This window comes from Halorubrum sp. B52 (assembly GCF_059752555.1).
The window spans coordinates 679,807-704,913 of record NZ_MWTG01000007.1; the positions used below are offsets into that span (position 1 = coordinate 679,807).

Genomic DNA, 25,107 nt, shown 5'->3' on the forward strand with positions numbered 1-25,107 from the left:
ATCCGAAGTCTGAAGCCCTGTGAGAGTTTCAATCACGAGACGATGGCCTACAGCGATGCGGAGTTGCTCGACGATATTCAGGCGGTGGCGGCGGTCGTCGAGCGGGCACCGTCTCTCCAAGATTATCGTGATCACGGCGAGTACGCGGTGACGACGATCACGCGGCGTTTCGACTCGTGGCAGGATGCGGTGGCACGTGCCGGCTTCGAGCCACACGCCGCAGAGAGCGAAATTCCAACAGACGAGCTGCTCGCTGAACTCCGGCGCCTTGCTGAGGAGCACGACACCCGCCCAACAGCCGACCTGATGAACGACGAGGGAGAGTACTGGGTGTCGACGTACCGACGGCGGTTTGGGTCGTGGACGAACGCGCTCGCCGAAGCCGGGGTTGAGCCGGCAGACGCGCGCACAGTCGAGGAGATCTCCGACGAGGAGCTTCTCGCGGCACTCGATGAGCTGGCCACCGCACGCGGTGTGACACCGACGTTCGAAGAGATGGAGCGTGACGGCCCGTACAGCCCGCGCACGTACATCAACCGCTTCGGATCGTGGACTGCGGCACTCGAGGCGGCCAACCTCGAACCCCGTGGGTCCGGCAGAGTGAGCGACGCGGATCTGCTCGCTGAGCTCCGTCGTTTGCGTGATGAACTCGGCACCAAACCGGTCGCTGATGATGTACGTGAAGAGGGCGCGTACAGCCTGGCGACGTATCAACGACGGTTCGGATCCTGGTCGGGCGCCAAAGATGCGGCGTTCGATGAGTCGGAGTCCTCCCACAGCTGAAGCCGTGGGGTTCCTCTGTGTCCCCCTATAACTCGGCCACTACGATTGGTACCAGTCTCCAGACAACCGCACCTCCTACTCTACAGTTACGCTCTTCGCCAGATTTCGCGGTTTGTCGATCGGCCTTCCCTTCTCATTCGCCACATGATACGCGAATAACTGTAAGTACACGTTGGCCACCAGCGGCTCGGCGACGCCTACGTCGGGCACGGCGAACGACACGTCGAGCGTATCGTACTCCTCACCAGCCGAGACACAGCCCAGCGCCGGCGCTCCACGCGTCTGCGCTTCGGTCACGTTGTTCATGGTCTCGTCGGCCCGCGCTCCCTCGGTCAACACCGCCACCACGGGCGTCTCAGGCGTCACCAACGCGAGCGGGCCATGCTTGAGCTCGCCTGCGGCGAATCCCTCCGCGTGGTCATACGAGATCTCCTTGAGCTTCAGGGCGCCCTCCAACGCGACGGGCACCCCCAACTCCCGCCCGACGAAGAAGAACGCCTCACTGTCTTGGAACTGTTGGGCGGCTTCCCGAACCTGTTGTTCTTCGTCGAGCACCTGTTGGACTGCGCCGGGCAGCCCCTGCAAATCCTCTAAGACAGAGCGGGCGTCGGCGGCACCGAGCGCGCCACGATCCCGCCCTACGCCAACGGCGAGCATCGCGAGCGTCGCCACCTGCGAAGCGAACGTTTTGGTCGCGGCCACCCCGATCTCCGGGCCGGCCCGGATGAACGCAGTGCCGTCGACCTCTCGGGTCACCGTGCTCCCGAGGGTGTTCGTCACGGCGAACGTCCGCGCGCCCGCGGCGTTCGCGCGCCGCACCGCCCCGAGCGTGTCGGCCGTTTCGCCGCTTTGCGTGACTGCAACGACAAGGGTTCGATCGGGTGTGCGGCCCGCGCCGAACTCGTACTCGCTGGCGATCTCGACGCTCGCGCGCACCCCCGCAAGCTCCTCGAACAGCTGGGCGGCATATCGCCCCGCGTAATACGATGTCCCGCAGGCGACGATCTGGATCTCCTCGAGGTCGGCGAGAAAGCCGGGCGGGAACGAGACGTCCAGATCCACGTCACCGGCGTCGACGTCCAACCGCCCGGTGAGCGTCTGTCGGAGCGCGGAGGGCTGTTCGTGGATCTCTTTGCGCATGTAGTGATCATAGCCACCCTTCTCCGCGGCGTCTGCCTCCCACGTGACCGTCTCGATCGCTCGGTCGACCGGCTCCCCGTCCGCAAACACCTTGACGCCGTCTGCGGAGAGCGCCGCCACGTCACCATCTTCGAGATACGTGACGTGGCGGGTGTGCTCGAGGAACGCCGTCACGTCGCTGGCGACGAACGTCCCGTCCTCACCACGTCCCAACACCAGCGGGCTCCCGCGCCGCGCGACAATAATGCGGTCGTCATCCTCACGCACCACACAGATGGCGTAGCTTCCCTCCAGCCGGTCCTCGACGCGCCGGACCGCAGCCACGAGATCGGCGTCGGCCTCAGCAGCGAGTCCCTCTTCGATCAGGTGCGGGATGACCTCGGTGTCGGTGTCGCTGGTGAACTCGTGGTCGGCAAGCTCCTGTTTAAGCGCCTCGTGGTTTTCGACGATGCCGTTGTGGACGACGGCGACGTCACCGACACAGTCCGTATGCGGATGCGCGTTCGCGTCTGTCGGCGGGCCGTGCGTACTCCAGCGGGTGTGGCCGACGCCGTGGGTCGCATCGGGTACGTCCGGCACCGTCAGCTCGTTGACCTCGCCGGAGCGCTTTGCGACGGTGAGCCCGCTCGTCGCCCCAACGAGCGCGACGCCTGCAGAGTCGTAGCCGCGGTATTCGAGGTTCTGGAGCCCGTGGTGGACGATGTCACCGACACGCTTCGCGACTCCGCTGTCGCTGGCCGTCGCTGCGTCGTCTGTGGCGACGCCGGCACCGACGTAGCCGATAATGCCACACATGGTTATCCCCTCCTGACGACCGCATCAGATTCAACTCGGCCGTCGATCACGACCCCCGCGTCGGTCCGGACGCCGTCGCCGACGACCGCACCCTCGGTGAGCGTCGCCCCACCACCGATCGAGGCGTTATCACCCACTACGCCGCTGAGATCGACGTCGCGGTGGACGGCGTTGCCGACGACCATCGTCGACGCTCCACCGGCGATCGTCGCGTTCGGCCCGATGCGGGCGTTGCCGGCGACGATGGCGTCACGCACAACGGCCCCTGCGCCGATGACGGCGTCCGGGAAGATCACGGCGTTCTCGACGACCGCGTTCGCCTCGATCGTCGCGTTGCTTCCGATCGCGGTGCTACCGCCGATCGTGACGTTCGCCCCGACGCGGACGTTGCCCGCGAGCGCCACGTCAGCGGGAGCGTGCACCGAGTCACCCAGTGTCGGATCTCCGCGGTCCCCTCCATCACCCTCCTCGATCAGACCTGCGTTGACCGTCAGGAGGTCCCAGAGATTCGAAACGTCGAGCCACCGGCCGTCGTACGACACGCCAGTCACGCCGCGCTCCCGAGCGATATCGTTGAGCGTCGCCGTCAGCGCGAGTTCGCCGGTCACGTGGGTCTCACGAATCGCATCGAAGATAGCCGGCGAGAAGCCGTAGACGCCGGCGTTGATCCGGTTGGTGTCGACCGGACCCTCGGGCTTTTCTTCAATCTGCGTCACCAAGCCGTCGCCGTCGCTGCTCACGACGCCGTACTCGCGGGGGCGTTCGACAGTTGTGACCGCCATCGCCGGCGCGTCGCCGGCGCGGACGCAGTCACAGACCCGCGAGACGAGCGCCGGGGCGACGAGCCGATCACCGTTGAGCACGAGGAACTCGTCATCGATGGCCGATTCGGCCTGCAACACGGCGTGGCCGGTACCGAGCTGCGTCGCCTGTTCGACGTACTCGATGGTCACGCCCCAGTCGTCGCCATCGCCGAAGTGGTTCCGGATCCGTTCTTGCCGGTAGCCGACGACGAGGACAATCCGGTCGATGCCGGCCCCGGCGACCGCCTCGACGACGTGCTCGAGCAGCGGCCGGTTCGCCACGGGGAGCATCGGCTTCGGCCGCCGGTTCGTCAGCGGCTGCAGCCGGCGCCCCTCACCGGCTGCGAGGATGACCGCAGTCACGGGGTCGTCGCTCATACACCGTCCGTCGCTCGCCCGTTATTTAAATGGCTCGTGGTTGTATCTCCAAACAGTCTGTGTTTCCAAATGTAGTCGGAGGAATCCTTATTTACGGAATTTTCGAGGCGAAACCCTCGCGCTTCAGCGCGGGGAGGATGTCAATCTGACATCCGATCCCGGGTCATCGCCTCTCCGGGTCCAGTTGTCTCGCCCGCGCCCAGCTTGACGCCGGCATTCAGTGCAGTGTTGATTCCCGTTTTCGCGCCGTCACCGACGATCGCGCCGAGCTTCCGGCGGCCGGTGTCCACGCGGTCGCCCTTGACGGTCACCCGGACGTTCGCGTCGTCGTGCCGGAGGTTGGCGACGTTCGTCCCTGCACCGAAATTCACCCCGCGCCCGAGCACGGAGTCGCCGACGTACGAGAGGTGGCCCACGGAGGTATCAGCCATGAGCACGCTGTTTTTGACCTCGACGCTGTGGCCGACGTGCGCGTTCGGCCCGACGACCGTGGCGCCGCGGATGTACGCGTTCGGCCCGACCTCGGCACCCGATCGGATCAGTGCCGGTCCTTCGACGTACGCCCCGGACTGCAGTGTGGCGCCCGGTTCGACGACGACCGGGCCGTGCAGGTGGACGTCCTCCTCGACGGTGCCGTTAATTGAGTCGCCCGACTCTCCGAGTTTGTCGAGCGCCAGCTCGTTCGCTTCCAGCAGTTCCCACGGGCGGCCGACGTCGAGCCACGTGCCCGTGTAGGGGGCCACATCGATCCGGTGGCCATCGTCGAGGAGCAGCTCAATCGTCGTCGTGATCTCGTACTCGCCGCGCTCGCTTTCGGGCGTCCGGTCGATATACTCGAAGACCGCGGGCTCGAACGCGTAACAGCCGACGTTCGCGAGGGTGGTCGGCGGGTTAGCCGGCTTCTCAACAATGCCCGCGAGCGAGCCGTCGGCGGCCGTCGAGATGACACCGTACGCCCGCGGATCCTCGACTTCGGTGGCCGCGACGGCCGTTCCGTCGGCGTCAGCAAGGGCCTCCGGGAGCGACGCGTCCACGACCACGTCTCCGTTGAGTACGAGGAACTCATCGTCCACGACGGGCGCGGTCTGTGCGACGGCGTGGGCCGTCCCCTTCGCGTCGGCCTGCCGGACGTAGCTAACCGGGTGGTCCCGGTACGTGTCGCCGATCGCCTCGCGGATCAGCTCGCCGCGGTAGCCGGTCACGACGACGAACTCGTCGACGACATCGATCGCGGTGTCGAAGACGCGTTCGAGCAGCGAGCGGTCACCGACCGGTAGGAGCGGTTTCGGACGACGATCAGTCAACGGCCGCATGCGGGTCCCGCGACCGGCCGCGAGCACGACTCCGTACATATGCGGGGTCGACGGCGGACCGGGGTTTATCGGCTGCGGTCGACGACGATCCACGCGGCTGACGTCGTGGACGCCAGAGTTGCGTCATTCCGGCTGTTGCGAAGCGTCCCAATCACATCTCCGCCGAACCGAAGCGATAATGCCGATTCTCCAGCGACACACGTCCATGCAAAATAAGCGCGTCCTCGTCACGGGCGGCGCGGGCTTCATCGGCTCGAACCTCGCGAACCGCCTCGCGAGCGACAACGACGTAATCGCCGTCGACGACACCTACCTCGGGACGCCCGAGAACCTCGATCCCGAGGTCGAGTTCGTCGAAGCGTCGGTGCTGGACGACGACTTCCCCGCCGACGTCGACGTGCTCTTCCACCTCGCCGCGCTCTCCTCGCGAAATATGCACGAGGAGAACCCACAGCGCGGCTGCCGCGTCAACGTCGAGGGGTTCGTCAACACGGTCGAGCGTGCCCGCCGTGAGAGATGCGAGACCGTCGTCTACGCCTCCACCTCCTCGATATACGGCAGCCGCACCGAGCCCTCGCCCGTCGACATGGACGTGGAAGCCCACACCGCCTACGAGGCCTCGAAGCTCGCCCGCGAGCGCTACGCCGAGTACTACGCCAACCACCACGAGATGGCGATGGCCGGCCTCCGCTTCTTCTCGGTGTATCAGGGCTTCGCCGGCAACGAGGAGCACAAGGGCGAGTACGCGAACACGGTCGCCCAATTTGCGGACGCCATCGCCAACGGTGAGGCGCCCGAGCTGTTCGGCGACGGCACCCAAACGCGCGACTTCACCCACGTCTCGGACGTCGCCCGCGCCTGCGAGCTCGCCGCCGACCACGGACTGACCGGCGTCTACAACGTCGGCACCCAAGAGGCGCACTCGTTCAACGAGATGGTCGCCATGATCAACGACGCGCTCGACACCGACGTCGACCCCGAATACATCGAGTGCCCCTTCGACGGCTACGTCCACGACACGATGGCCGACTACTCGCAGTTCCGCGAGGCCACCGGCTGGGAGCCTGAAATCAGCTTCGAGGAGGGCGTCGAACTCGTCTGCGAGCCGTATCTCGACGAGTAGCCGGTTGGAGACGAGCGGTTTTCTCGGTCCTCACGTAGCGTGACGAGGCTCGTTCGGTCGGCGTCTCTCTCATCCACCGACCTCGCCTCGCCGATACGCGGTCGGAATTCGACCGGCTCGATGATCCGACGCCATTGCCACCGATTCCAGCGATGGTGACGAGACCGATCGAATCGCGAGGCGCGACGGCCACGCGTACCACGACCCCTCGGTGAGACGCAGTCAGCGCGCGTCGGCGCCCCGGTCGACGAGCCCGCGCGCGGTCTCGAACAGCTCGTCGGCGTCGGCCGCGTCCCGCGCCTCGGCGGTGACCCGCACCAGCGGCTCGGTCCCGCTCGCGCGCACGAGGAACCAGCCCGTTTCCGTCTCCACCCGGATCCCGTCGAGCGTCGACACGTCGTCGAACGACTCGCGGGCGAGCTCCGCGACGCGGTCCACGACGGCCCGCTTCTCGTCGAGTCGGATCGAGTCTCGTCGGATCGGATACGAGGGGAGGTCGTCGACCAGCACGGCCAGCGACCCCTCAGCGCCCGCGATGGCGGCCAGCGTGCAGGCGGCGAGCGGGCCGTCGGGACAGCGCGTCTGCTCGGGCCAGATCCACGCGCCGCTGGGTTCGCCGCCGAAGGCGACGTCCGGCTTCCGCGTCTCGGCGGCGACGTACGCGTCGCCGACGGGCGTGTACGTCACGTCGGCGCCGACGTCGGCGAGCGCGTCGGCGACGAGGAGGCTCGTGTCGACCGGCACGGCGACGCGGTCGCCCGCCTCGGCCTCGCGCCGGGCGAACAGCGCGAGCAGCGCGTCGCCCGGAACGAACCGCCCGCGTTCGTCGATCGCCATCATGCGGTCGGCGTCGCCGTCGTGGACGACCCCGAGGTCGGCGTCGGTCGCCTCGACGACCGCGCAGGCCGTCGCGCAGTTCTCGGCGGTCGGCTCGCTCGGCCGCCCCGGGAACCGCCCGTCCCGCTGGGCGTTGAGCGTCTCCACGTCGCAGCCGGCCGCGTGGAGCGCGTCCGCGGTGACGCGTCCGACGCCGTTGCCGAGGTCGACCACGACCGACAGATCGGCCGGGATCGCGACCGACTCCCGGAGCGCGCGTTCGTGGCGAGCGCGGGCGCCCTCCCGGTGACGGTGCGCACCGAGCTCGTCCCACGCCGCGAGGTCGAAGTCCGCCGCCTCGACGATCGACGCGATCCGGGCGTTCGCGTCCTCGTCGAACGCGCTGCCGTCCGCGCTCCAGAGCTTGATCCCGTTGTCGGGCGCCGGGTTGTGCGAGGCGGTGACCACGACGCCGGCGTCCGCGTCCTCGGTGACGACCGCGCGGGCGACGGTCGGCGTCGACTGAACGCCCGCGTCGATCACGTCGCCGCCGCACTCGGTGACCCCGGCCGAGAGGGCGCGGCTCAGCGTCCGCCCGCTCTCGCGCGCGTCCCGGCCGACGACGACGGTGTCGGCGCCCTCCGTCGCGAGCGCGCGGCCGATGTCGAGCGCGAGGCTCGCGGTGATCTCGTCGCCGACGCGCCCCCGGACGCCGCTCGTCCCGAACATACCGCGGCTTCGCCGCCTGGCGAAAAGACGTTTCGGGTCGCAGAGACGTTTCGGGCCGCGAGCGCGAGCGCGCCCGGACGGCGTCGCCGCGTCCGGTGAGAGACGATCGACGACGCGAGCCCGACCCGGTTAATGCCCCTCGACCGCGCTCCCGGCCGCGATGAGGAAGCCGGTGATCGCGGTGATCAGCGCGACCGTCCCGATCGCGATGACGCCGATCCGGAACGTGTCCCCGGTGAGGCGGTTCGCGATGAGGAACAGGAAGACGGTCGTCACGAAGCCGATGAGCACGAGCGTGCGCCCGAATCGGCCCGTGTCGAAGCCAGGTTCGCTAGACACGGTTGAGGAGCTCCTTGAGGACGCCCTGATACTCGTCTTCGCTCGCGGCGTTGCCGAGCGAGTGGATCGACTGGCAGATCCACAGTCCGGCCGTGAAGTTGATGAACGCCGCCATCGAGACGATGCCGATCTGCCCTTCGACGAACAGGCCCGAGATCACCGCACCGACGAACCCCAGCGCCATGAGGGCGTGCGTGACGAGCGAGCGGGTGCCGAAGTCGGCGAGTTGTAACGACAGACGGGTGCCAACGGCCATGTGATCGGGTTGGGCCCCCGAGTGTAAAGAGGTAGCGCGTACCGGAGTCGCGGGGCGGGCGACGCCTCGCTGCAGTCCCGGGCTCGCGACCGCCCGCGTCGTGACGAGGAGGCGCACCCCACGGATGCCCGACCCCACGAGGGACAGGCGCGCTACTCGACGTCGGGCGCCTCTTCGTCGGTTCGTCCGGGGAGCGTCAGCTCCACCTCGAGCTCCGGCTCGCCGACGCCCTCGAAGTCGAGCTCGAGTTCGACCGGCTCGCCGAACGCGAACGGGAGCTCCCACTCGTCGGCGGTGATCGTCAGCTCGTCGTCGTCGCGGAGCTGTTCGCCCAGTTTGATCAGGAACTCGCCGGCCTCGCTCGCGTCGAGCCGGTACTCCTGTTCGAAGTCGCGGCCCGTTCGGATGACTGTGCGCTCGCTCGTTTCGGTGTCGGGTTCGGTGTGTGTCATTGCGGTGGTCCTCTCGGGAGACGGCGACGGTCACGTCGCTCGCGTTCTCCCCGTCCGCCTTTCCGGGTATCGACGTGTCGTGGAGTCTCACGGGGCGATGGGTCGGGAGTCGTGTGCCTCTGGATCAGATCTCGGGGACCTCGCCTGCCTCCGGAACCGACGCGGGCTCGGAACGGGACGAAGCGTCAGTGACCAACGGCGCAATTAGGTCTGCCTAAAACAAAAGCGATGCAGTACGTGTCGTCGATCAGCCGCGCGCGTCGTCGGCCGGAATCGTGCCGGAAACCGTCGACGCGTCGAACGGATCGAACGATTCGACCGCCGGCGTCGGAATGAGTTCCCGCCGAGCGTTACGTGTAGCCGAGCCGCGGAGCCGATCCATCAGGCCATCTTCGTCCTGGGCGCGGCCCGCGCGCTCGGTGGTCCCGATCCGGGCGTGTCCCGGACTGCTCCGCCTGGCTGGGCGACCGATTCGCCGCCCGCCGGGCGAACCGGGTCCTGAGGGCCTCATTCGAGGAACCTGCGAATCGCCCGTCTATCTTATACGTGTTTGTGATCAGTCTACAGTCATGTCGTCGCCCCCGTTTATCGATCCGGAGTCAGGAGAGCTAGACGTCCGGCAGATCCGAGCAGAAGCGGGTCCCCTCGCGGGCTTCATCGTCCTGTTCGGCGGTACGGCCCTGCTGTTGTTTCTGATCACGCTGTTGGTCGGCGGGAGCGCCCTGCTCACCGGCTTTCTCACCGTCGTCTCGCAGTTCGTTCTCGCCGTGGGTACCGGGATCACGCTGATGTACGTCGTCGCGCGGGGGATTCAGCTCGCGGACCGTTGAGCGCGGACCGCTGACGTCGGCGGTCGCGACGGATCGGCGCTCTCGGCCGACCGCATCTCCCTCCCCGGGCCACGTAGTCACCACCGGTCACCCGGCGACCCGCGCGATCGCGACGGCCTCCCGGTAGCAGGCGACCGCCAGCAACAGGTATCCGCCGACGAGAACCGCCCACTCGCGGCGTGTCAGCGACCAGTCTCTCGGCGACCGCACCCGTTCGAACTCCTCTTTCCACCGAGGTCCGGACTCCTGGTGCCACAGCATCACGCCGCGCGTCGCGACCACGATCGCGACGAACGCCGTGATCTCCGTGGGGCCGCTCCGCTCGACGAGCACGGCCAGCGACGGCGCGATGCGCTCGCCCGTCCCGACGGCGAGCGATCCGGTCCCCCAGACGGCCCCGTAGCGCGGCGCCTGGACGACGTGGACGACGTAGCCGAGGGGGGTGTTCACCGAACGGAACGCGTTCGCCGCGACGGCGACCAGCGAGACGGCCGCGTTCCACCCGAACAGCGTCAGGAACTCCCGCGGAACGCTGCCCGCGTACTCCGCGGTCGCGGCGGGATTCCCGCCGCGCAGCAGCCCCTGTGGGAGGAGGGCGTAGCTGAGGAGCCACGCCGTCGTGAACACGCCCGCGACGACGAGCCACAGCGAGACGAACCGGACGAGGACGTCGTCGTGGTTGACGTACCGCCCGACTCGGGCGGACGCTCGACCGATCGGACCGGTCGCCTTCGACGCTCCCATGCAGACAGCCAGTCGCGTGTGCCCGACAAATAGGTTCGCGGGGCGAGCGCCTGCCGCCGAACGGCGCTCCCGGGTGGCTACCCCAGCGCGACTTGGACGAGCGAGAGCGCCACCAGCGGGACGTGGAACGCGGCGTGGGCGACCATCGCCGCCTCGAGGCTCCGCCGCCAGTACAGCCAGCCGAAGACGAGGCCCGCGACCGCGTTCAGGAGGATCGTCCGGGCGACGAGCGCCGGCGTCAACCCGACGGACTGCGCGAGCGCCGGGAGGTGACCGACTCCGAACGCCACGGCGGAGACCGCGATCGCGGCCCACATGACTCCCGATCCGGGGCCGTCGGACGGGCGGCCCGCCACGACCCAGCCGACGAACGCGAGCGCGGACATGAGCCCGTATCGGAGCAGCAGTTCCTCCGTGACGCCGCCGTAGAGGAAGCGGACCGGGGCGTACGCGAGGACGGTCGCCGCGGTCGGGTCGGTCGCCCCGATCGCGGACTGGGGCAGCTCTTGCGCGACGAACGGCGCCAGCGCGACGTCGAGCAGCAGGATCAGGAGGCCGCCGGCGACGCCGAGGCCGACGGCGACTCGGAGCTCGGGCCGCAGGCGTCGCCAGACCTCGGCGCCGCTCCCCGCCGACTCGGCGAGGAACGATCGCAGCCCCGCTCGCGGGGCGGCGTACGTCCCGACCAGACACGCGACGGCGAGCAGGAGAAGCGAGTTGACCACGGCCGACACCGCGAGGAGCGGGAGCGACAGTCCGGGCGGGACGGCCGTCGGCGGCGTCGCGAGGTAGACGTAGCCGCCGAGGGCGAGGACGCCGGGGACGCCGGCGAGCAGCGTCGCGCCGAACCGCTTCGCGAAGGAGGGGGTGCGCTCGGTCGGAGACATACGGTGCCGACTCACGGCGCAGCGAAATAAGTCGTGTCACCGTCGTCGCGCTCGCGGCCGGCGTCGCGACCGCTCACCGCGACGGGCCGTCGTAGCGTCCCATTCCGGCGTGCAGCTGACCGTCGAGCCGCGTCCAGCCCTGTCGGTCGTCCGCGTAGACCGCGGGGGATGTCGTCGCTTCGAACGTGTTGAAGCTGTTCGAGAGCCAGAACCCCCACTCGTTCCAGGCTTCGAACCGGATTTCATCGATGGTCACGATCGCTTCCGTCGGCGTCTCGTAGGTGGCCGCGGCGACGGTCGTGAACTCCCAGCACGCGTCCGACTCGTCCCACGCGTACTCGCAGTCGGCCGAAGAGACGTCGGTGATCGGTGCGAGGAACGACGCGTTCCCGATCGGATACCGCGTTTCGATGTCGCGGTCGACCGACCGCTGCCACGCGATCGAGTACCGGGTCGGGTCAGGCGAGAGCTCTTTGTCGGTCATGTCCGCGGGGATCTCGTCGGGGCCGATCTCGGCCCGATCGATCACCGACCCGTTCGGCGCGTACGTCCAGAGGACGTAGCGGTCCTCGCCGACGAGTCGGTCGACGTGGACGCGGAGCATCGGTCCGGAAGCGGTCTGGACGACGGCCGCGTCCCAGTCCGTGATCTGCGTGCCGTCGTCGTCGTAGATCCAGAGGTTCGACGCGACGTCGGCTTCCACGTCCGCACCTGCGGGGAACGGGAGATGGAAGGTGGCGTTTTCGATCGTCGAGTTCGTGCTGATCGACGTCGCGTAGGAGTACGTCGACGTGTGGGAGTACGCGAAGTCCGGCGGGAAGACGAGGAAGCCGACGGCCGCGATCGGCACGAGAACGACGAGGAGGGCGAGCCCGATAACGAGCAGTTGCTTCGAGGAGACCATACGGAACGTACGTTCATATCAACCATAATACTATTGTGGCGCCGGATAGCACGTGACAGCGCTCCGACGTCCGTGAGCGCTCGAGAGGACGGCGGCAGTCACTCAGCGGCGTTTGGTTCCGGTGGGAGGCCGGCGTCGCGCGGCGTCGGCGGGTCGCGGTTCGCGAGGCGGTCGCCGCCGTAGACGGCGACGAGGAGGACCGCGATCAGCGCGAGCGGGAGGGCGCCAGTCACCTCGGCGAGCAGGTTCAGCCAGGGGTCCGGCACGCCGTTCGGGACGAGCGCCGCCGGGTCGGCGGGGTGGAAGATCCCCATGGCGTTGACGCCGGCGTGGAACACCGCGACGGCGAGGACGCTCCCGCCGGTGCCGTTGTACATCCACGTCCAGAGGACCGAGCCCGCGAGGATGGAGACCATCCAGAGGAGCTGCTGGGAGAGCGGCCAGCCGCCGTGGGTGGTCGTCGCGTTCAGGAACAGCGGGAGGTGCCAGACCGCCCACGTGACGCCCACGATGACACTCGACGCCAGCGCGCTGTACGAGTCCTGCAGGACGGGCAGCATGAAGCCGCGCCAGCCGAGGTCCTCCTGGCCGCCGCCCCACACCGTCCCCCACGCCATCGCGAACAGGTAGATGAGGGGTGACTCGAACTCGGTGAGGTCGATCGGGCCGCCGGCCAGGACGAACAGCAGGACGCCGAGCGAGAGAACGACGAGCGGGAGCCCGATCGCCAGCGCCCACCATTTCGCACCGATCCGCCATTTGAACATCTGGCCGACCCACGTGCGGAGGCTCCCGCCGGCGGCCCAGACGACGACCGCGGCCCCGATCGGCGGGCCGAACCCGCCGAACCCGATCAGGATCGAGTGCGTCCAGGAGGCTTCCATCCCCGAATACGCGAGCGCGCCCTGGATCGTCCACGTGAACGCGTACGCGATCGCGACGAAGCTCAGGAGGCGATGATGGTCGATCCACGCGCGGACACTGGACATACCTCCGACTGCGACCACGTCGCAGTTAACAGTGACCCCACTTGCCGAGGTTCCGGCACTACCTTCTTCTCAGTTCATCTCGAAGCCGCTGATATGCCCGACGACGTCCTCGTCGCCTTCGACGGCTCCCCGCTCGCCGAGCGTGCGCTCGCGTACGCACTGGAGACCTTCCCGGAGGCCGCCGTCACCGCGATGTACGTCATCGACCCGATCGACTCGGTGATCGACGTGGAGGCCGGCGGCCTGCCGGTCGCGGAGGAGTGGTACGACGACGCCCGCGAGCGCGCGGCCGGGACCCTCACCACGGCGACGGATCTCGCGGCGGAGCGCGATGTCGCCCTCGACACCGTCACGGAAGTCGGGAAACCGGCGCGGGCGATTCTCGACTACGCCGACGGCCACGGCACCGACCAGATCGTGATGGGGAGCCACGGCCGGTCGGGCATCGACCGGGCGCTTCTGGGAAGCGTCGCCGAAACGGTCACCCGCCGAGCGCGGATTCCGGTGACGATCGTCGGATGATCGCTTCGACCAGCGTACCGACACCGAGGAGCGCTCCGAGGGCCCGGGCGACCCCCCCACCGCCGTCGGACAGATACGCACTGGAGTGCTTAACACGTGACATCAGACCAAATCAGCGGTGCCGAGAACGCGGCCGTCACTGAACCGTCGTCGCCCTCGACGTGTACCATCCACGTCGAACGACGAGGCGGCCGCGGCGACGCGGGAGCGCGGGCGCTCGAACGTCATCTCGCGGGGCTCTCCGGCGTCCGCGACGTCGACGCCTCGTTTCGAACGGGGGACGTCCGGGTCGCCTACGACGGGAGCGTCACCTCGGAAGCGGCGATTCGAGACGCCGTCCGCGACCGGAACGTGTCGATCCGGGGCGGCTCCGAACCGGAGACGGACGACGCGAGCACCGGCTCGGAACTCGAGCGGGAAGCGCTGTTCGTCGGCCTGACGCTGCTCGGGATGGCGACCGGCCTGGCGACGGGATGGCTCGCCGGACCGCTCCTTCTCGAGTGGGCCGGCTACGCCGTCGCGTACGTCTTCGGCGGCTGGTACGGGCTCAAAGGGGCGATCGAGACGCTTCGCCACCGCGCGGTCGACATCGACCTCTTGATGATCGTCGCCGCGCTCGGCGCCCTCTCGATCGGCGCCCCGTTCGAGGGCGCGATGCTGCTGTTCCTGTTCTCGCTGTCGAACACGCTCCAGCACTACGCGATCGGACGCTCGCGCCGGGCGATCAAGTCGCTCGTCGAGATGCGGCCGGACGAGGCGCAGGTGCTCCGCGACGGCGGGGAGGTCACCGTGCCCATCGACGACGTCGACGTCGGCGACGTGTTCGTGGTCCGTCCCGGCGACAAGATCCCGCTCGACGGAACCGTCGCGTCCGGCGAGAGCACGGTCGACGAGGCGTCGCTCACCGGCGAGTCGATGCCCGTCTCGAAGGGACCCGGCGACGAGGTGTTCGGCGGGACGCTCAACGAGAGCGGGAGCCTCGAGATCGAGGTCACGCGGCAGGCCCACGAGTCGGCCATCACCCGGCTCATTCACATGGTCGAAGAGGCGCAAAGCGAGAAGGCGCCGACACAGCGGCTCATCGACCGCCTCGAACAGCCGTACGTCCTCGGCGTCTTCGGGCTCACGATCGCGGCGATCGGAATTCCGCTCGCGCTCGGGAGCGAGTTCACCGGCGCGTTCTACCGCGCGATGACGCTCATGGTCGCGGCCTCGCCGTGTGCGGTCATCATCTCGACGCCGGCGGCCGTGTTGTCGGCGATCGCGTCGGGCGGGCGACAGGGCGTCCTCTTCAAGGGCGGCGAACACGTCGAGACGGCGGCGTCCATCGACGCCGTCGCCTTCGACAAGACGGGGACGCTCACCGAAGGCGACACGCGACTGACCGACGTGATCGTGCGAGAGGCGTCTCGGACCGGGACCGACTCCCTCGACGACGGTCGGTTACTCGGCCTGTCGGCCGCCGTTCAGGCGCGTTCGGAACACCACCTGGCCGAGGCGACCGTCGACGCCGCGACCGAACGCGGTCTCGAAATCCCCGACGCGAGCGGGTTCCAGGCCACCGCCGGGAAAGGAGTCCACGCGACCGTCGGGGACGACGTCATCCACATCGGGAACCGCAGTTACGTCGAGACCGTTCTGGCTGACCGGTCGATCGACGGATTGGACGCCGGCCTGGACAGGTTACGAGGGCTGGAAGCGGAGGGGAAAACGAGCGTGCTCGTCGTCCGCGAGAGCGACCGGGGCGTCTCGGTGCTCGGCTGGCTCACCTTCACCGACACCGTCCGTCCCGGTGCGGCGGACATGATCGAGCGGCTCCGCGCGCTCGGCGTCGACCACATCGTGATGCTGACGGGGGACAACGAACGCGTCGCCCACCGGATCGCCGATGAGGTGGGTATCGACGAGGTGCACGCGGAACTGCTCCCCGAAGAGAAGGTCGACCGCATCGACGATCTGGTCTCCCGCTACGAGAACGTGGCCATGGTCGGCGACGGGGTGAACGACGCGCCCGCGCTGGCGACGGCGACGCTCGGGATCGCGATGGGTGGCGCCGGGACCGACGTCGCGCTCGAGACGGCCGACGTCGTGTTGATGGGCGACGACATCGGGAAGATCCCGTACGTGCTCGGACTCGGTCGGCGGACGCGCCGGACGCTGACGGTCAACCTCGCGATCGCCTTCGGCGCGATCGCGCTCATGGTCGGCGCGATCCTGCTGCGGGGCATCCCCCTGCCGCTGGCCGTGGTCGGCCACGAGGGCTCGACGGTGATCGTCTCCCTGAACGGCCTCCGACTGCTCGGGTTCCGCGAGTAGGCGCCGCGGGAGTTCAGGCGGTCGACCGCATCGTCCTGCGATACCCCTCGTACGCGGCCGGCAAGCCGAGCGGGAACGCGAGGATCCCGAACCCGAGGAGGGCGTATCCGTCTCCGTTCCCGCGTCGGGTCGCGAGGAGCGTCGCGGCGGCGCCGACCAGCGCGATCACGTAGGCGGCGTTACTCCAGAGCGCGTCGTACGAGGAGCAGTACAGCCAGCAGACGACCGTGTAGGAGGGGGCGTTCCAGGTCGGCGGCTGGAGCTTCGGCCAGAAGAACCGACAGTACGTCGTCCAGCCGAGCATCGCGAGCGTCGGAAGCCCGGCGAGCCAGGTCGCCGTGCCAAACGGCAACCGGTCCCCGTACCGCCTGTAGCCGGCGAGGAACAGCGTGGGAAAGCCGACGATCCACAGCCAGATGCCGATCGTGTAGCTCACCGGCCAGTGCTCGATCCGCGGCTGCTCGACTGGTAGTCGAAACGACGCCGGCAGCGTCGCCCACGGAAACGAGGGGTCGGGAACCGGGTTCGTGAGGAACGCCGCCAGACAGAGTCCCGTCCCGAGGAGGAGTCCGTACAACCCCAGCGTCGTGTATCGGTCGAGCCAAGCCGGGAGGGACGCTTGCGGCGTCGTGCGAGGCCAGTCAGCTGCCATTAGCATTCCTCAGCGTCGCCCTCTCGTCACTCCGCGTCGCGTTCGAGTACCTCTCGTCGCTGTTCGTACTCGTCGTCGGTTAGCTCGCCGCGAGCGTACGCGAGCCGGAGCTCTTCGAGTGCTCGGTCCGAGTCGCGCTCACTGCCCGCTACGGCCCTGTAGATGAGGTAGCCACCGCCGACAACGGCTGCTAGGAACAGGAGCTGCGCCACGACTCCAACGGTGAACAGCCATCCCGGTATCGTTCCGTCGCCCCACATTCCACCGCTCCCCGTCCCGCCCATCATCGGGCCGAACCCCATCATCCCGAAGCCCATGAAGAACGTCGGGACGATGACGAACGCGCCGAGGATAACGAGGAGGATCGTGATTAGCCGCGTGTCGTCCGTCTCTTCTGACATACGTGTTCCCTCCGTATCTCCGTGTCCACTGCCCAATACGGGGTCCCGGTTCAATGCGATTTTGGTTTAGAATCGCATTTTTTGAGGGAGATATAATTTTGAATCCATAGTAGTGAGCCCTGCAACACATGATCTGATAAGGAAAACTGCAATAGACGATCCCTCCGCAACTACTACTATGGAACTAACGATGATCGACGGCGTCTCCGAAGCACTCCGTATCGGGGTGGGCTTCCTCTGGACCGCGGCGTGGGCGATCATCATGGGGCTCACGGTCACGAGCCTCGTCCAGGTGTACGTCTCGAAGGAGCGAATGGCGCAGGTGCTTGGGGACGGCGACCTGAGCGGCCTCGTCAAGGCGACCGCCTTCGGGGCCGCGAGCAGCGGCTGCAGTTTCGGGGCCGTCGCCATCGGCAAGGGGCTGTTCAAGAAGGGCGCCCACGCGGTGAACTTCCTGGCGTTCATGTTCGCCTCGACGAACCTGATCGTCGAACTCGGACTGATGATCCTGATTCTGCTGGGCTGGGAGTTCCTCCTCGCGGAACTGCTCGGCGGCCTCGTCCTCATCGCCGTCATGGCCGTCATCGTCCACCTCACGCTCCCCGAGACGCTGTTCGACGAGGTCCGGGAGACGATCAACGATCGCGACCGCGAGTCCGACGTCACCGAGGACCCCACCTGTGGAATGGAGGGCAACGACGAGCACACGCTCACGACCGACGGCGGCGAAACACTGAAATTCTGCTCGGAGGGGTGTCTGGAGACCTACCGCCAAGAGACGTCGAGCCGCGGCGGGTGGCGCGACGAACTGCTGTCGTGGGGCGGCTGGTACAAGGTCGGGAACCAGTTCCGCAAGGAGTGGTCGATGATCTGGAAGGACATCGTCGCGGGATTTCTCGTCTCCGGGTTCGTCATCGTCTTCGTCCCGCAGTGGGTGTGGAACGCCCTGTTCATTCGGGGCGACGGCCTGCTCGTGACGGCCGAGAACGCGGTTATGGGCGTCACCATCGCCGTCCTCAGTTTCGTCGGCAGCATGGGCAACGTCCCGTTCGCGGTCGCCCTGTGGGGCGGCGGCGTGAGCTTCGCCGGCATCATCGCGTTCGTCTACGCCGACCTCATCACGATCCCCGTTCTGAACGTCTACCGGAAGTACTACGGCTGGAAGGTCATGCTGTACATCCTCGGCGTCTTCTTCGTCACGATGGCGTTCACGGGCTTCCTGATGGAACTGCTGTTCGACGCGCTGGGCATCGTCCCGGACCTCGCGGGCGGGCAGACGGCGACCGAACAGACGTACTTCAAGCTTAACTACACGTTCTACCTCAACCTCGTCGCCTTCGCGCTCTCCGGCTTCCTCCTCTACGTCTATCGGCGGGGACTCGGCGCTCCCGGTCAGTACCGCGACACGGTGTGTGGGATGCGGACCGACGACGACGGGCCGAGCGCGTCCCACGAGGGGACGACGTACCATTTTTGCTCGAAGGCATGTAAGCGCACGTTCGAGGAAGAACCGACGGAGTTCGCCGATCAGAGCCCGCAAGTGACGAGCCACGACCACGACCATGACCACTGACGAAAGCGCTGCTGGCAACCGCTGTACGGGAGTTCATCGCTTCCCCGGTGAAGGCGTTCGACCGTCGACGAGATCGACTCGAGTAACTCGCGTGACCGACACACGCGGAACACCGTCTAGAAACACTCCCGTCCGCTCGTTGGGGGATAGGACCAAACGCTTAACTCCGTTAGCAGAATACAGTATTACATGGAATACACAATACAAATCAATATTGACGGCGAGTTCGACGACGTCGTCGACGCGACGAACGCTGCGCTCGCGGACGAGGGATTCGGCGTCCTCTGTGACATCGATATCCAGGCGACATTCGAGGAGAAGCTCGGCGAAGAGTTTCGTCAGTATCGCATCCTCGGCGCGTGTAATCCCCCGCTGGCACACGAAGGGTTGACCGAGGATATCGAGCTCGGCGCGCTCTTACCGTGTAACGTCATCGTGTATGAGACCGATGACGGCGACGTCGTGGTCAGCGCGGTCGACCCGGAGCGGTTGGTCGGGATCGCCGATAACGACGCGCTCGATTCCATCGCAACCGAGGTCGCCGACCGATTCGATCGTGTTCTGGCAGCCGTTAGCGACGAGTTCGACTCCGGGTCGGAGGCCTGATCTCCGATGAGCTCTTCGGAGCGACTGGACACGACGACGCTGCTGCTCCTGATCCTCGGAGCGTTCATCCTCCTTCCGCTGCTCACGATGGGAATAGGTTTCGGCGGAATGATGGGGTACGGAGGCATGATGGGCCAGTACGGGAGCACCGGCGGCTGGTGGCCCGTCATCGGCATGCTCCTCCCGCTCAGCTTCCTCGTCGTGCTTCTCGGCGGCGGCTACCTCGTCTTCAGGCGGGCGAGCGAAACGCAATCCGCTCGCGATCCCGCGATGGAGGAATTGCGTCAGGCGTACGCCCGCGGGGATCTCACGGACGAAGAGTTCGAATCCCGCCGAGAGAAGCTCGAACGATCGGAGTGACCGTACGCTAAACAACGTGGCGCTGCCGAACAGCTGACGCGTATCAAACGCGGTGCCGTCCTCAACTACGTTCGCGAATCGCTTCTCGCGTATTATCGACAACGCAGTCAGAAACGGCCGTCGTCGGATATGAGCCGAGCGCGTCGGCGGTCGAACTCCTCCTCGTCGATCTCGCCGCGAGCGTACCGCGTTTCGAGGACGGTGAGTGCACTATCCTCGGTGGAGCCGTTCGATCGCGACCGCGTTGCCAGCCAGTAGACGAGAGAGACCGGGAGGGCGACGAGGAGTGCCATCCACAGGAAACCGAACAGCGGCATCCCCCAGCCCCATCCGCCCCAGCCGACCATGTGGCCGTCGGTCCACATCCCGTCGTGCCAGCCCCACATCACTGCATCCGGAACGGTCGCGTGCGTCAGCGCCATTCCGGCGACGACGGCCAGAGCGAGCGCTCCGACGACGACGAGTCCCAGAGAACGAATCCCGCGTGCTCGAATTGGATTTTGCATTGGTGTACTCCCGAAAAGCGCTCGGCGTGGTTAGCCGAGGACGTACTCGAGGACGGGGTAGCGCTCGACGAGCGCCTCGCCGCCGACCTCGTACTGTTCGATGTACTTGTCGAGGCCCAGGATGCGGCCCGCGGCGAACGCGGCGACCGCGAGGAACACGAGCATGTACGCGAAGTCCCCGTTGATGAAGCCGTGGGCGATGTCCCAGTTGGCGACGTAGAACGTCGCCATCATGAGCGCGCCGAAGAACGCCGCGAGGCGGACGAACGCGCCCACGATGAGGCCGAGACCGATCGCGACCTGGCCGTACGGCACGGCGACGTCCACGATCGCGAGAACCGTCGGGCTCCCGGCCATCCAGAGGAACTGGTCGACGAACGGGCCGCCGTTCGCCGGTACCGCGTTCGCCAGATAGCCGTACGCGCTGAACGGCTCCGCGCTGAGAAGCTTGCTCAGTCCCGCGTTCAGGAACGCGATGCCCATCATGAGGCGGAGCGCGAGCACGAACCACGCGCTGAGGCTGTGGACTTTTCCGCCGACGGTCAGGCCGCCGACTCTGCTCTCGAGCTGGTTCATGCCGGAGTCGAGTGTGGACATACTTATTTCACCTTCAACTATCCGTAGGTAGGGAGAGAGCATATAACGGCGAGCCGGCGTTCCGAACCAGAAAATCGGCGGGCTATATTACCCTCCTGTCGCGAGTAGACGACTGTGACCGAGGAGCCCGACCCGCCGGCGATCTTCGCCACGCTCGACGACGAGTACGCCCGCGACATCCTGGTGGCGACGAAGACCGGCCGGCTGTCGGCGAAGGAGCTCAGCGAGGAGTGCGACATGTCGCGCCCGACCGTCTCGCGCCGCGTGACGCGCCTCGTCGAGCAGGGCCTCCTCGAGGAGTATACGCACGTCGACCCCGGCGGCCGGCATTACAGCGAGTACGAGGCGCGACTCGAACGCGTCGAAGTCCTCCTGCAGGCCGAGGGGTTCGACGTCCGGATCGACGTCCGGCCCGACCCCGCCGACCGGATCACGTCCATCTTCGAGGAGATGCGGGGGGACTGACTCATGGAACACACGTTATTCGTCATCGCCAAACTGTTCACGACCGCGTTGGCGCTGGTCATCGCGTACCAAGCGTATCGCGGGTACCGGCGGCATCACACGCAGTTGCTCCTCTACGTCGCCGCCGGCTTCGCGCTGGTCGGGCTCGGCGGCCTCCTCGAGGGCGTGCTCTTCGAGGTCCTTCAGGTGTCGATCTTCGAGGCCGGGTTCGTGGCGGCGCTCGTCACCGCGGCGGGGATGCTGTCCATCTTGTACGCACTCTACGCGCCGAACCCCTGAGCGACGTTCAGGCCGAACGCCGATATCGAAACGGAACGGATCCGCCGAGCGTTACATGTAGCCGAGGTCGCGGAGCCGCTCCATGAGGTCTTCTTTGTCCTGGGCGCGGCCGGCGCGCTCGGTCGTCTCTTCGAGGTCCTGGAGCCACGCGGGTTCCTCGGTCGTCTTGTCGGTGCTGACTTCGCTGCCGAGCGAGCGGAATCCGGCGAAGTACTTCGGCGAGATAGGGATGTCCTCTTGGGTGACGCCCTCAGGGAGGTCGTCGTCGGCCTGCGGGACGTAGCCGTCGTCGGGGAAGGCGTCGACGGTGTCGGGGACGACGTAGTTCCAGAAGGCGTCCCACACGTCGGCCTCGGCGAACTGCAGGATGGGCTGGATGCGGTCGTGCGGCGGGAACAGGTCCGGGTCGTGCCGCGGCGAGAAGAACGTCTCGTCCGCGCGCGCTTCCTGTTCGTCCCAGCGCACGCCCGAGATGACGCCGTCGATGTCGTACTCCTCGAGGGCGTTGTTGAGCGCGACCGTCTTCAGCAGGTGGTTTCCCACGTACGTGTCCAGCAGGAACGGGAACGTGTCCTCCTCGTACTCGAGGATGTCCCGGATGTGATGCTGGTTCTGCTCGTTCAGCGCGTCGACGGGGATGTCGTCGCCGGGTTCGAGGCCATGTTCCTCGACGTACGCGCCCACGTCCTCGTTGCGGGCGTACACGAGATCAATCTCCCACTCGTCGGCCCAGTGCTCGACGAAGTCAGTGATGTCATCGAAATGCTGGAAGTGGTCGATGAACACCGCCGTCGGCTTCTCGTAGCCGTACTTCTCGGCCACCTGATTGATGAAGTACAGCGTCAGCGTCGAGTCCTTCCCCCCCGTCCACATCACGGCGGGGTTCTCGTACTGCTCGAGCCCCTGGCGGGTGACCTCGATCGCCTTCTCGAGCTTGTGCTGCAGCGACGGGTAGTCCGCCGGATCCTCGCCCTCGCCGTCGGTGTAATCGACGTCGACGCTCGCCGGGAAGTCATCGCTCATACGCCCGGACGGTCACCGCGAACGGAAATAGGCTTTCTGAATCCGCGTCGCTCCGTCACGCCGCGGGAGCGCGCCCCGCCGAGGGGAGCACAAGGGATATGTCGGCGGAACCGGACTACCGGGTCATGGGACTGTTCGACCGGCTGCGCGGCGACGACGACGAGCGCGTCGTCTTCCTCGGCATCGACGGCGTACCGTACGACCTCGTGCAGGATCACCCCGACGTCTTCGAGAACCTCACCGACGTCGCCGAGACGGGGTCGGCCGGCCGCTTGGAGAGCATCGTGCCGCCCGAGTCGAGCGCGTGCTGGCCGAGCCTCACGACCGGCGTCAACCCCGGCGAAACGGGCGTGTACGGCTTTCAGGACCGCGAGATAGACTCCTACGAGACGTACGTTCCGATGGGGCGCCACGTGAAGGCGACGCGGCTGTGGGACCGGGTCACCGACGCGGGCCGGGACGCGACCGTGCTCAACGTCCCCGTCACGTTCCCGCCGTCGACGCGGATCCAGCGACAGGTCTCCGGCTTCCTCTCGCCCGGACTCGACGCGGCCGCGAGCGACGACGCGGTCGAGCGGGTGCTCGAGGACCGGAACTACCGCATCGACGTGAACGCGAAGCTCGGCCACGACGAGGACAAACGCGATTTTATCGAGAACGCTCACGCCACCCTCGACGCCCGGCACGACGTGTTCACCCACTACCTCGCGGAGGACGACTGGGACCTCTTCTTCGGCGTGTTCATGACCACCGACCGGGTCAACCACTTCCTGTTCCGCGACTACGCGACCGACGGGGAGTACAGCGAGGAGTTCCTCGACTTCTACCGCAAGCTCGACGGGTACATCGGCGAGATCCGCGACTCTCTCGACGACGACACGACCCTGATCGTCGCCTCCGACCACGGCTTCACCGAGCTGGAGTGGGAGGTGAACTGCAACCGGTTCCTCGCCGACGAGGGGTGGCTCTCCTACGACGGCGACGACCACGACTCTCTCGCGGACATCGACGACGAGACGAGGGCGTACTCGCTCATCCCCGGGCGCTTCTACCTCAACCTCGAGGGCCGCGAGCCCGAGGGCGTCGTCCCCGAGTCGGAGTACGAGGCGGTCCGCGAGGAGCTCAGAAGCGACCTCGAGGGGCTGACCGGCCCCGACGGCCGGCAGGTGTGCAAGCGGATCGTGAACGGCGAGGACGCCTTCGACGGCGCCCACGACGAGATCGCGCCGGACCTCGTCGTCATCCCCGCCGACGGTTTCGACCTGAAGTCCGGCTTCGGCGGGAAAGAGGCGGTCTTCACCGAGGGGCCGCGCAACGGGATGCACAAGTTCGAGAACTCGCTTCTGTACACCACCGACCCCGACGTCGACGTCACGGGCTCGAACCTCTTCGACGTGGCCCCGACGATCCTCGACCTGATGGACGTCGACGCCGACGCCGACTTCGACGGCGAGAGCCTCCTGGACGCCTAGCCGCTCGGTCCGCGCGGCGGCGCTGAGGCTTTTCCCCGGACGGAGCACTCGCAGAGCGAGTCGCTACGCGCCGGTTACGCACCGTATATTTAAATGTCAGTTAATTATATAGTTAACGTCACAGTCGGAGAGAGCACGCCGCCCGGCGCGACCCCTGACCCGTCCAATGACACATCGCATCTGCACGTCCGGATCCGCACGCGAGTTGCCGTATTTTCAGCGGCTCTGGCGAACGTTGTTGGCCCCCAACGTCGAACCGAGAACCAGACTCGAACTCCTGTTCGAAACGGAAACCGAGGAGTTCGGCCTGAGTTGCGCGTTTCTGTCGAACATCGATCGCGAAACCGAGACGGAACGCTTCGAACTCGCGTGCGGACCCCATGAGATCCTCGAATCGGACGCCACCGTCCCGCTCTCCGAAACGTACTGTCGGAAAACTATCACGGACCCGGAAGGAACGATGGCCGTCAGCGAGGCATCCGCCGAAGGGTGGAGAGGCGATCCGGCGTACGAGCGGTTCGAGTTGGAGAGTTATCTCGGGACGACGGTCTCGGTCGACGACGAGCTCTACGGAACGCTCTGTTTCGCGGACACCACCGCCCGCGAGGAACCGCTCACCGACGAAGAAAAGGCCCTCATCGAAATGTACGGCCAATGGGCGGAGTACATCTTAACCAACGCTGACGAGCCGCCGTTTCAGCGGACGCGTCTCGATGCCGTCGAGGGACGCGCCGTTTCTCCGGAAGCCATCGACTCGATGATGGACGCACTCAAAAGTCGAACGAGGCGCGTTATTCTCATAACGCTGTTAGACACCGCCGAGACCAGCATCGCCGACCTCGATCGGCGGGTAACCCGCGAAGAGGACCGAATCGGGCTGTACCACGTTCACGTCCCCAAATTAGCCGACGCCGGATACGTCGAGTGGGACGCCGACACGGAGGTCGTCACCAGGGGACCGAACTTCTCCGAGGCGGAACCGCTCGTTCGGTTGTTGAAAGCGTACGACGCCGGATTCTCCGAATAGACGTACCGTCTCGTCCTTCGGCGATCG

The 25,107-nt window shown here is 66.9% G+C and carries 29 protein-coding genes; 12 read left to right on the top strand and 17 right to left on the bottom strand.

The window, feature by feature from the left end; translation table 11 throughout:
• The first annotated feature begins 42 nt into the window (after window positions 1-42).
• Complete coding sequence (locus B4V04_RS04830; protein ID WP_498229636.1) at window positions 43-783, top strand: homing endonuclease associated repeat-containing protein; 741 nt, start codon at window positions 43-45, stop codon at window positions 781-783.
• 75 nt (window positions 784-858) lie between these two features.
• Here B4V04_RS04830 and glmS read toward each other — a convergent pair whose 3' ends face one another.
• From glmS to glmU, 3 genes are all read right to left on the bottom strand, one after another.
• Window positions 859-2,718: a glutamine--fructose-6-phosphate transaminase (isomerizing) gene (gene glmS, locus B4V04_RS04835; RefSeq protein ID WP_498229638.1), complete on the bottom strand. Its 1,860-nt coding sequence runs from the start codon at window positions 2,716-2,718 to the stop codon at window positions 859-861.
• Window positions 2,719-2,720: 2 nt separating this feature from the next.
• A complete protein-coding gene (locus B4V04_RS04840; RefSeq protein WP_498229640.1) occupies window positions 2,721-3,899 on the bottom strand; it encodes a sugar phosphate nucleotidyltransferase in 1,179 nt (392 codons plus the stop codon).
• A gap of 140 nt (window positions 3,900-4,039) precedes the next feature.
• On the bottom strand, window positions 4,040-5,251 hold the full coding sequence (glmU, locus tag B4V04_RS04845) for a bifunctional sugar-1-phosphate nucleotidylyltransferase/acetyltransferase (RefSeq protein WP_498229642.1): 1,212 nt from the start codon (window positions 5,249-5,251) through the stop codon (window positions 4,040-4,042).
• A 166-nt stretch (window positions 5,252-5,417) separates the two neighbouring features.
• Between glmU and B4V04_RS04850 the strand changes: the two genes are divergently transcribed.
• Window positions 5,418-6,335, top strand: coding sequence for an NAD-dependent epimerase/dehydratase family protein (locus tag B4V04_RS04850; protein ID WP_498229644.1), 918 nt, complete (start codon window positions 5,418-5,420; stop codon window positions 6,333-6,335).
• Between the two features lie 222 nt (window positions 6,336-6,557).
• Here the strand turns inward: B4V04_RS04850 and glmM are convergent, their stop codons facing one another.
• The 5 genes from glmM to B4V04_RS04875 form a co-directional block, all read right to left on the bottom strand.
• Complete coding sequence (glmM, locus tag B4V04_RS04855) at window positions 6,558-7,880, bottom strand: phosphoglucosamine mutase (protein WP_498229646.1); 1,323 nt, start codon at window positions 7,878-7,880, stop codon at window positions 6,558-6,560.
• Window positions 7,881-8,009: 129 nt separating this feature from the next.
• A complete protein-coding gene (locus B4V04_RS04860; RefSeq protein WP_498229648.1) occupies window positions 8,010-8,219 on the bottom strand; it encodes a hypothetical protein in 210 nt (69 codons plus the stop codon).
• Window positions 8,212-8,475 carry a hypothetical protein gene (locus B4V04_RS04865; RefSeq protein ID WP_498229650.1) on the bottom strand — a complete coding sequence of 88 codons (264 nt, stop codon included), beginning with the start codon at window positions 8,473-8,475 and terminating at the stop codon, window positions 8,212-8,214. Before B4V04_RS04865 ends, B4V04_RS04860 begins: the two co-directional genes overlap by 8 nt.
• 152 nt (window positions 8,476-8,627) lie before the next feature.
• Entirely contained in the window at window positions 8,628-8,927 is a 300-nt protein-coding gene (locus tag B4V04_RS04870) for an amphi-Trp domain-containing protein (RefSeq protein WP_498229652.1), read from the bottom strand.
• Between the two features lie 247 nt (window positions 8,928-9,174).
• Window positions 9,175-9,438 (bottom strand): hypothetical protein, encoded by a 264-nt coding sequence (locus B4V04_RS04875; protein WP_498229654.1) that lies wholly within the window; start codon window positions 9,436-9,438, stop codon window positions 9,175-9,177.
• A 58-nt stretch (window positions 9,439-9,496) separates the two neighbouring features.
• Between B4V04_RS04875 and B4V04_RS04880 the strand changes: the two genes are divergently transcribed.
• A complete protein-coding gene (locus tag B4V04_RS04880) occupies window positions 9,497-9,757 on the top strand; it encodes a hypothetical protein (protein WP_498229656.1) in 261 nt (86 codons plus the stop codon).
• A gap of 87 nt (window positions 9,758-9,844) precedes the next feature.
• On the opposite strand, the gene B4V04_RS04885 is transcribed toward B4V04_RS04880, so the two are convergent.
• The 4 genes from B4V04_RS04885 to B4V04_RS04900 all read right to left on the bottom strand — a co-directional run bounded on the left by B4V04_RS04885 (window position 9,845) and on the right by B4V04_RS04900 (window position 13,281).
• Window positions 9,845-10,501 carry a hypothetical protein gene (locus tag B4V04_RS04885; protein WP_498229657.1) on the bottom strand — a complete coding sequence of 219 codons (657 nt, stop codon included), beginning with the start codon at window positions 10,499-10,501 and terminating at the stop codon, window positions 9,845-9,847.
• Window positions 10,502-10,578: 77 nt separating this feature from the next.
• The gene (locus tag B4V04_RS04890; protein WP_498229659.1) at window positions 10,579-11,388 is read right to left on the bottom strand and encodes a CPBP family intramembrane glutamic endopeptidase; all 810 of its coding nucleotides are present in this window, start codon (window positions 11,386-11,388) and stop codon (window positions 10,579-10,581) included.
• Between the two features lie 73 nt (window positions 11,389-11,461).
• Complete coding sequence (locus B4V04_RS04895) at window positions 11,462-12,292, bottom strand: hypothetical protein (protein WP_498229661.1); 831 nt, start codon at window positions 12,290-12,292, stop codon at window positions 11,462-11,464.
• A 98-nt stretch (window positions 12,293-12,390) separates the two neighbouring features.
• Entirely contained in the window at window positions 12,391-13,281 is an 891-nt protein-coding gene (locus tag B4V04_RS04900) for a CPBP family intramembrane glutamic endopeptidase (RefSeq protein WP_498229663.1), read from the bottom strand.
• A gap of 93 nt (window positions 13,282-13,374) precedes the next feature.
• Here B4V04_RS04900 and B4V04_RS04905 point away from each other — a divergent pair, with 93 nt between their 5' ends.
• Window positions 13,375-13,803 carry a universal stress protein gene (locus B4V04_RS04905; protein WP_498229665.1) on the top strand — a complete coding sequence of 143 codons (429 nt, stop codon included), beginning with the start codon at window positions 13,375-13,377 and terminating at the stop codon, window positions 13,801-13,803.
• A gap of 96 nt (window positions 13,804-13,899) precedes the next feature.
• A complete protein-coding gene (locus B4V04_RS04910) occupies window positions 13,900-16,119 on the top strand; it encodes a heavy metal translocating P-type ATPase (RefSeq protein ID WP_498229666.1) in 2,220 nt (739 codons plus the stop codon).
• A gap of 13 nt (window positions 16,120-16,132) precedes the next feature.
• Here B4V04_RS04910 and B4V04_RS04915 read toward each other — a convergent pair whose 3' ends face one another.
• Window positions 16,133-16,771 (bottom strand): hypothetical protein, encoded by a 639-nt coding sequence (locus B4V04_RS04915; protein WP_498229668.1) that lies wholly within the window; start codon window positions 16,769-16,771, stop codon window positions 16,133-16,135.
• Between the two features lie 26 nt (window positions 16,772-16,797).
• Window positions 16,798-17,172 carry an SHOCT domain-containing protein gene (locus B4V04_RS04920; RefSeq protein WP_498229670.1) on the bottom strand — a complete coding sequence of 125 codons (375 nt, stop codon included), beginning with the start codon at window positions 17,170-17,172 and terminating at the stop codon, window positions 16,798-16,800.
• Window positions 17,173-17,350: 178 nt separating this feature from the next.
• On the opposite strand from B4V04_RS04920, the gene B4V04_RS04925 reads away from it, so the two are divergent.
• From B4V04_RS04925 to B4V04_RS04935, 3 genes are all read left to right on the top strand, one after another.
• A complete protein-coding gene (locus B4V04_RS04925; RefSeq protein WP_498229672.1) occupies window positions 17,351-18,745 on the top strand; it encodes a permease in 1,395 nt (464 codons plus the stop codon).
• A gap of 189 nt (window positions 18,746-18,934) precedes the next feature.
• Window positions 18,935-19,351: a DUF302 domain-containing protein gene (locus B4V04_RS04930; RefSeq protein WP_498229674.1), complete on the top strand. Its 417-nt coding sequence runs from the start codon at window positions 18,935-18,937 to the stop codon at window positions 19,349-19,351.
• A gap of 6 nt (window positions 19,352-19,357) precedes the next feature.
• The gene (locus B4V04_RS04935; protein ID WP_498229675.1) at window positions 19,358-19,711 is read left to right on the top strand and encodes an SHOCT domain-containing protein; all 354 of its coding nucleotides are present in this window, start codon (window positions 19,358-19,360) and stop codon (window positions 19,709-19,711) included.
• A gap of 107 nt (window positions 19,712-19,818) precedes the next feature.
• Here the strand turns inward: B4V04_RS04935 and B4V04_RS04940 are convergent, their stop codons facing one another.
• Together B4V04_RS04940 and B4V04_RS04945 are read right to left on the bottom strand one after the other, a co-directional pair.
• Window positions 19,819-20,217: an SHOCT domain-containing protein gene (locus B4V04_RS04940; protein WP_498229677.1), complete on the bottom strand. Its 399-nt coding sequence runs from the start codon at window positions 20,215-20,217 to the stop codon at window positions 19,819-19,821.
• 30 nt (window positions 20,218-20,247) lie between these two features.
• On the bottom strand, window positions 20,248-20,814 hold the full coding sequence (locus tag B4V04_RS04945; RefSeq protein ID WP_498229679.1) for a DoxX family protein: 567 nt from the start codon (window positions 20,812-20,814) through the stop codon (window positions 20,248-20,250).
• Between the two features lie 114 nt (window positions 20,815-20,928).
• On the opposite strand from B4V04_RS04945, the gene B4V04_RS04950 reads away from it, so the two are divergent.
• Window positions 20,929-21,279 (top strand): ArsR/SmtB family transcription factor, encoded by a 351-nt coding sequence (locus B4V04_RS04950; protein ID WP_498229681.1) that lies wholly within the window; start codon window positions 20,929-20,931, stop codon window positions 21,277-21,279.
• Window positions 21,280-21,282: 3 nt separating this feature from the next.
• Window positions 21,283-21,558 (top strand): DUF7521 family protein, encoded by a 276-nt coding sequence (locus B4V04_RS04955; RefSeq protein ID WP_498229683.1) that lies wholly within the window; start codon window positions 21,283-21,285, stop codon window positions 21,556-21,558.
• Between the two features lie 51 nt (window positions 21,559-21,609).
• Here the strand turns inward: B4V04_RS04955 and B4V04_RS04960 are convergent, their stop codons facing one another.
• Window positions 21,610-22,581: a phosphoadenosine phosphosulfate reductase family protein gene (locus B4V04_RS04960; RefSeq protein ID WP_498229684.1), complete on the bottom strand. Its 972-nt coding sequence runs from the start codon at window positions 22,579-22,581 to the stop codon at window positions 21,610-21,612.
• Between the two features lie 125 nt (window positions 22,582-22,706).
• Between B4V04_RS04960 and B4V04_RS04965 the strand changes: the two genes are divergently transcribed.
• Window positions 22,707-24,053, top strand: coding sequence for an alkaline phosphatase family protein (locus tag B4V04_RS04965; protein ID WP_498229686.1), 1,347 nt, complete (start codon window positions 22,707-22,709; stop codon window positions 24,051-24,053).
• A gap of 238 nt (window positions 24,054-24,291) precedes the next feature.
• On the top strand, window positions 24,292-25,080 hold the full coding sequence (locus B4V04_RS04970) for a DUF7344 domain-containing protein (RefSeq protein ID WP_498229688.1): 789 nt from the start codon (window positions 24,292-24,294) through the stop codon (window positions 25,078-25,080).
• Window positions 25,081-25,107 lie beyond the last annotated feature (27 nt).

Coding starts and splice junctions, on each gene's coding strand:
- B4V04_RS04965 (WP_498229686.1), top strand. CDS start 22,707: ATGGGACTGTTCGACCGGCTGCGCGGCGACGACGACGAGCGCGTCGTC.
- B4V04_RS04935 (WP_498229675.1), top strand. CDS start 19,358: ATGAGCTCTTCGGAGCGACTGGACACGACGACGCTGCTGCTCCTGATC.
- B4V04_RS04960 (WP_498229684.1), bottom strand. CDS start 22,581: ATGAGCGATGACTTCCCGGCGAGCGTCGACGTCGATTACACCGACGGC.
- glmU (WP_498229642.1), bottom strand. CDS start 5,251: ATGTACGGAGTCGTGCTCGCGGCCGGTCGCGGGACCCGCATGCGGCCG.
- B4V04_RS04875 (WP_498229654.1), bottom strand. CDS start 9,438: ATGAGGCCCTCAGGACCCGGTTCGCCCGGCGGGCGGCGAATCGGTCGC.
- B4V04_RS04850 (WP_498229644.1), top strand. CDS start 5,418: ATGCAAAATAAGCGCGTCCTCGTCACGGGCGGCGCGGGCTTCATCGGC.
- B4V04_RS04870 (WP_498229652.1), bottom strand. CDS start 8,927: ATGACACACACCGAACCCGACACCGAAACGAGCGAGCGCACAGTCATC.
- B4V04_RS04885 (WP_498229657.1), bottom strand. CDS start 10,501: ATGGGAGCGTCGAAGGCGACCGGTCCGATCGGTCGAGCGTCCGCCCGA.
- B4V04_RS04830 (WP_498229636.1), top strand. CDS start 43: ATGGCCTACAGCGATGCGGAGTTGCTCGACGATATTCAGGCGGTGGCG.
- B4V04_RS04930 (WP_498229674.1), top strand. CDS start 18,935: ATGGAATACACAATACAAATCAATATTGACGGCGAGTTCGACGACGTC.
- B4V04_RS04940 (WP_498229677.1), bottom strand. CDS start 20,217: ATGCAAAATCCAATTCGAGCACGCGGGATTCGTTCTCTGGGACTCGTC.
- B4V04_RS04945 (WP_498229679.1), bottom strand. CDS start 20,814: ATGTCCACACTCGACTCCGGCATGAACCAGCTCGAGAGCAGAGTCGGC.
- B4V04_RS04915 (WP_498229668.1), bottom strand. CDS start 16,771: ATGGCAGCTGACTGGCCTCGCACGACGCCGCAAGCGTCCCTCCCGGCT.
- glmM (WP_498229646.1), bottom strand. CDS start 7,880: ATGTTCGGGACGAGCGGCGTCCGGGGGCGCGTCGGCGACGAGATCACC.
- B4V04_RS04900 (WP_498229663.1), bottom strand. CDS start 13,281: ATGTCCAGTGTCCGCGCGTGGATCGACCATCATCGCCTCCTGAGCTTC.
- B4V04_RS04920 (WP_498229670.1), bottom strand. CDS start 17,172: ATGTCAGAAGAGACGGACGACACGCGGCTAATCACGATCCTCCTCGTT.
- B4V04_RS04890 (WP_498229659.1), bottom strand. CDS start 11,388: ATGTCTCCGACCGAGCGCACCCCCTCCTTCGCGAAGCGGTTCGGCGCG.
- B4V04_RS04895 (WP_498229661.1), bottom strand. CDS start 12,292: ATGGTCTCCTCGAAGCAACTGCTCGTTATCGGGCTCGCCCTCCTCGTC.
- B4V04_RS04955 (WP_498229683.1), top strand. CDS start 21,283: ATGGAACACACGTTATTCGTCATCGCCAAACTGTTCACGACCGCGTTG.
- B4V04_RS04840 (WP_498229640.1), bottom strand. CDS start 3,899: ATGAGCGACGACCCCGTGACTGCGGTCATCCTCGCAGCCGGTGAGGGG.
- B4V04_RS04880 (WP_498229656.1), top strand. CDS start 9,497: ATGTCGTCGCCCCCGTTTATCGATCCGGAGTCAGGAGAGCTAGACGTC.
- B4V04_RS04925 (WP_498229672.1), top strand. CDS start 17,351: ATGGAACTAACGATGATCGACGGCGTCTCCGAAGCACTCCGTATCGGG.
- B4V04_RS04905 (WP_498229665.1), top strand. CDS start 13,375: ATGCCCGACGACGTCCTCGTCGCCTTCGACGGCTCCCCGCTCGCCGAG.
- B4V04_RS04865 (WP_498229650.1), bottom strand. CDS start 8,475: ATGGCCGTTGGCACCCGTCTGTCGTTACAACTCGCCGACTTCGGCACC.
- glmS (WP_498229638.1), bottom strand. CDS start 2,718: ATGTGTGGCATTATCGGCTACGTCGGTGCCGGCGTCGCCACAGACGAC.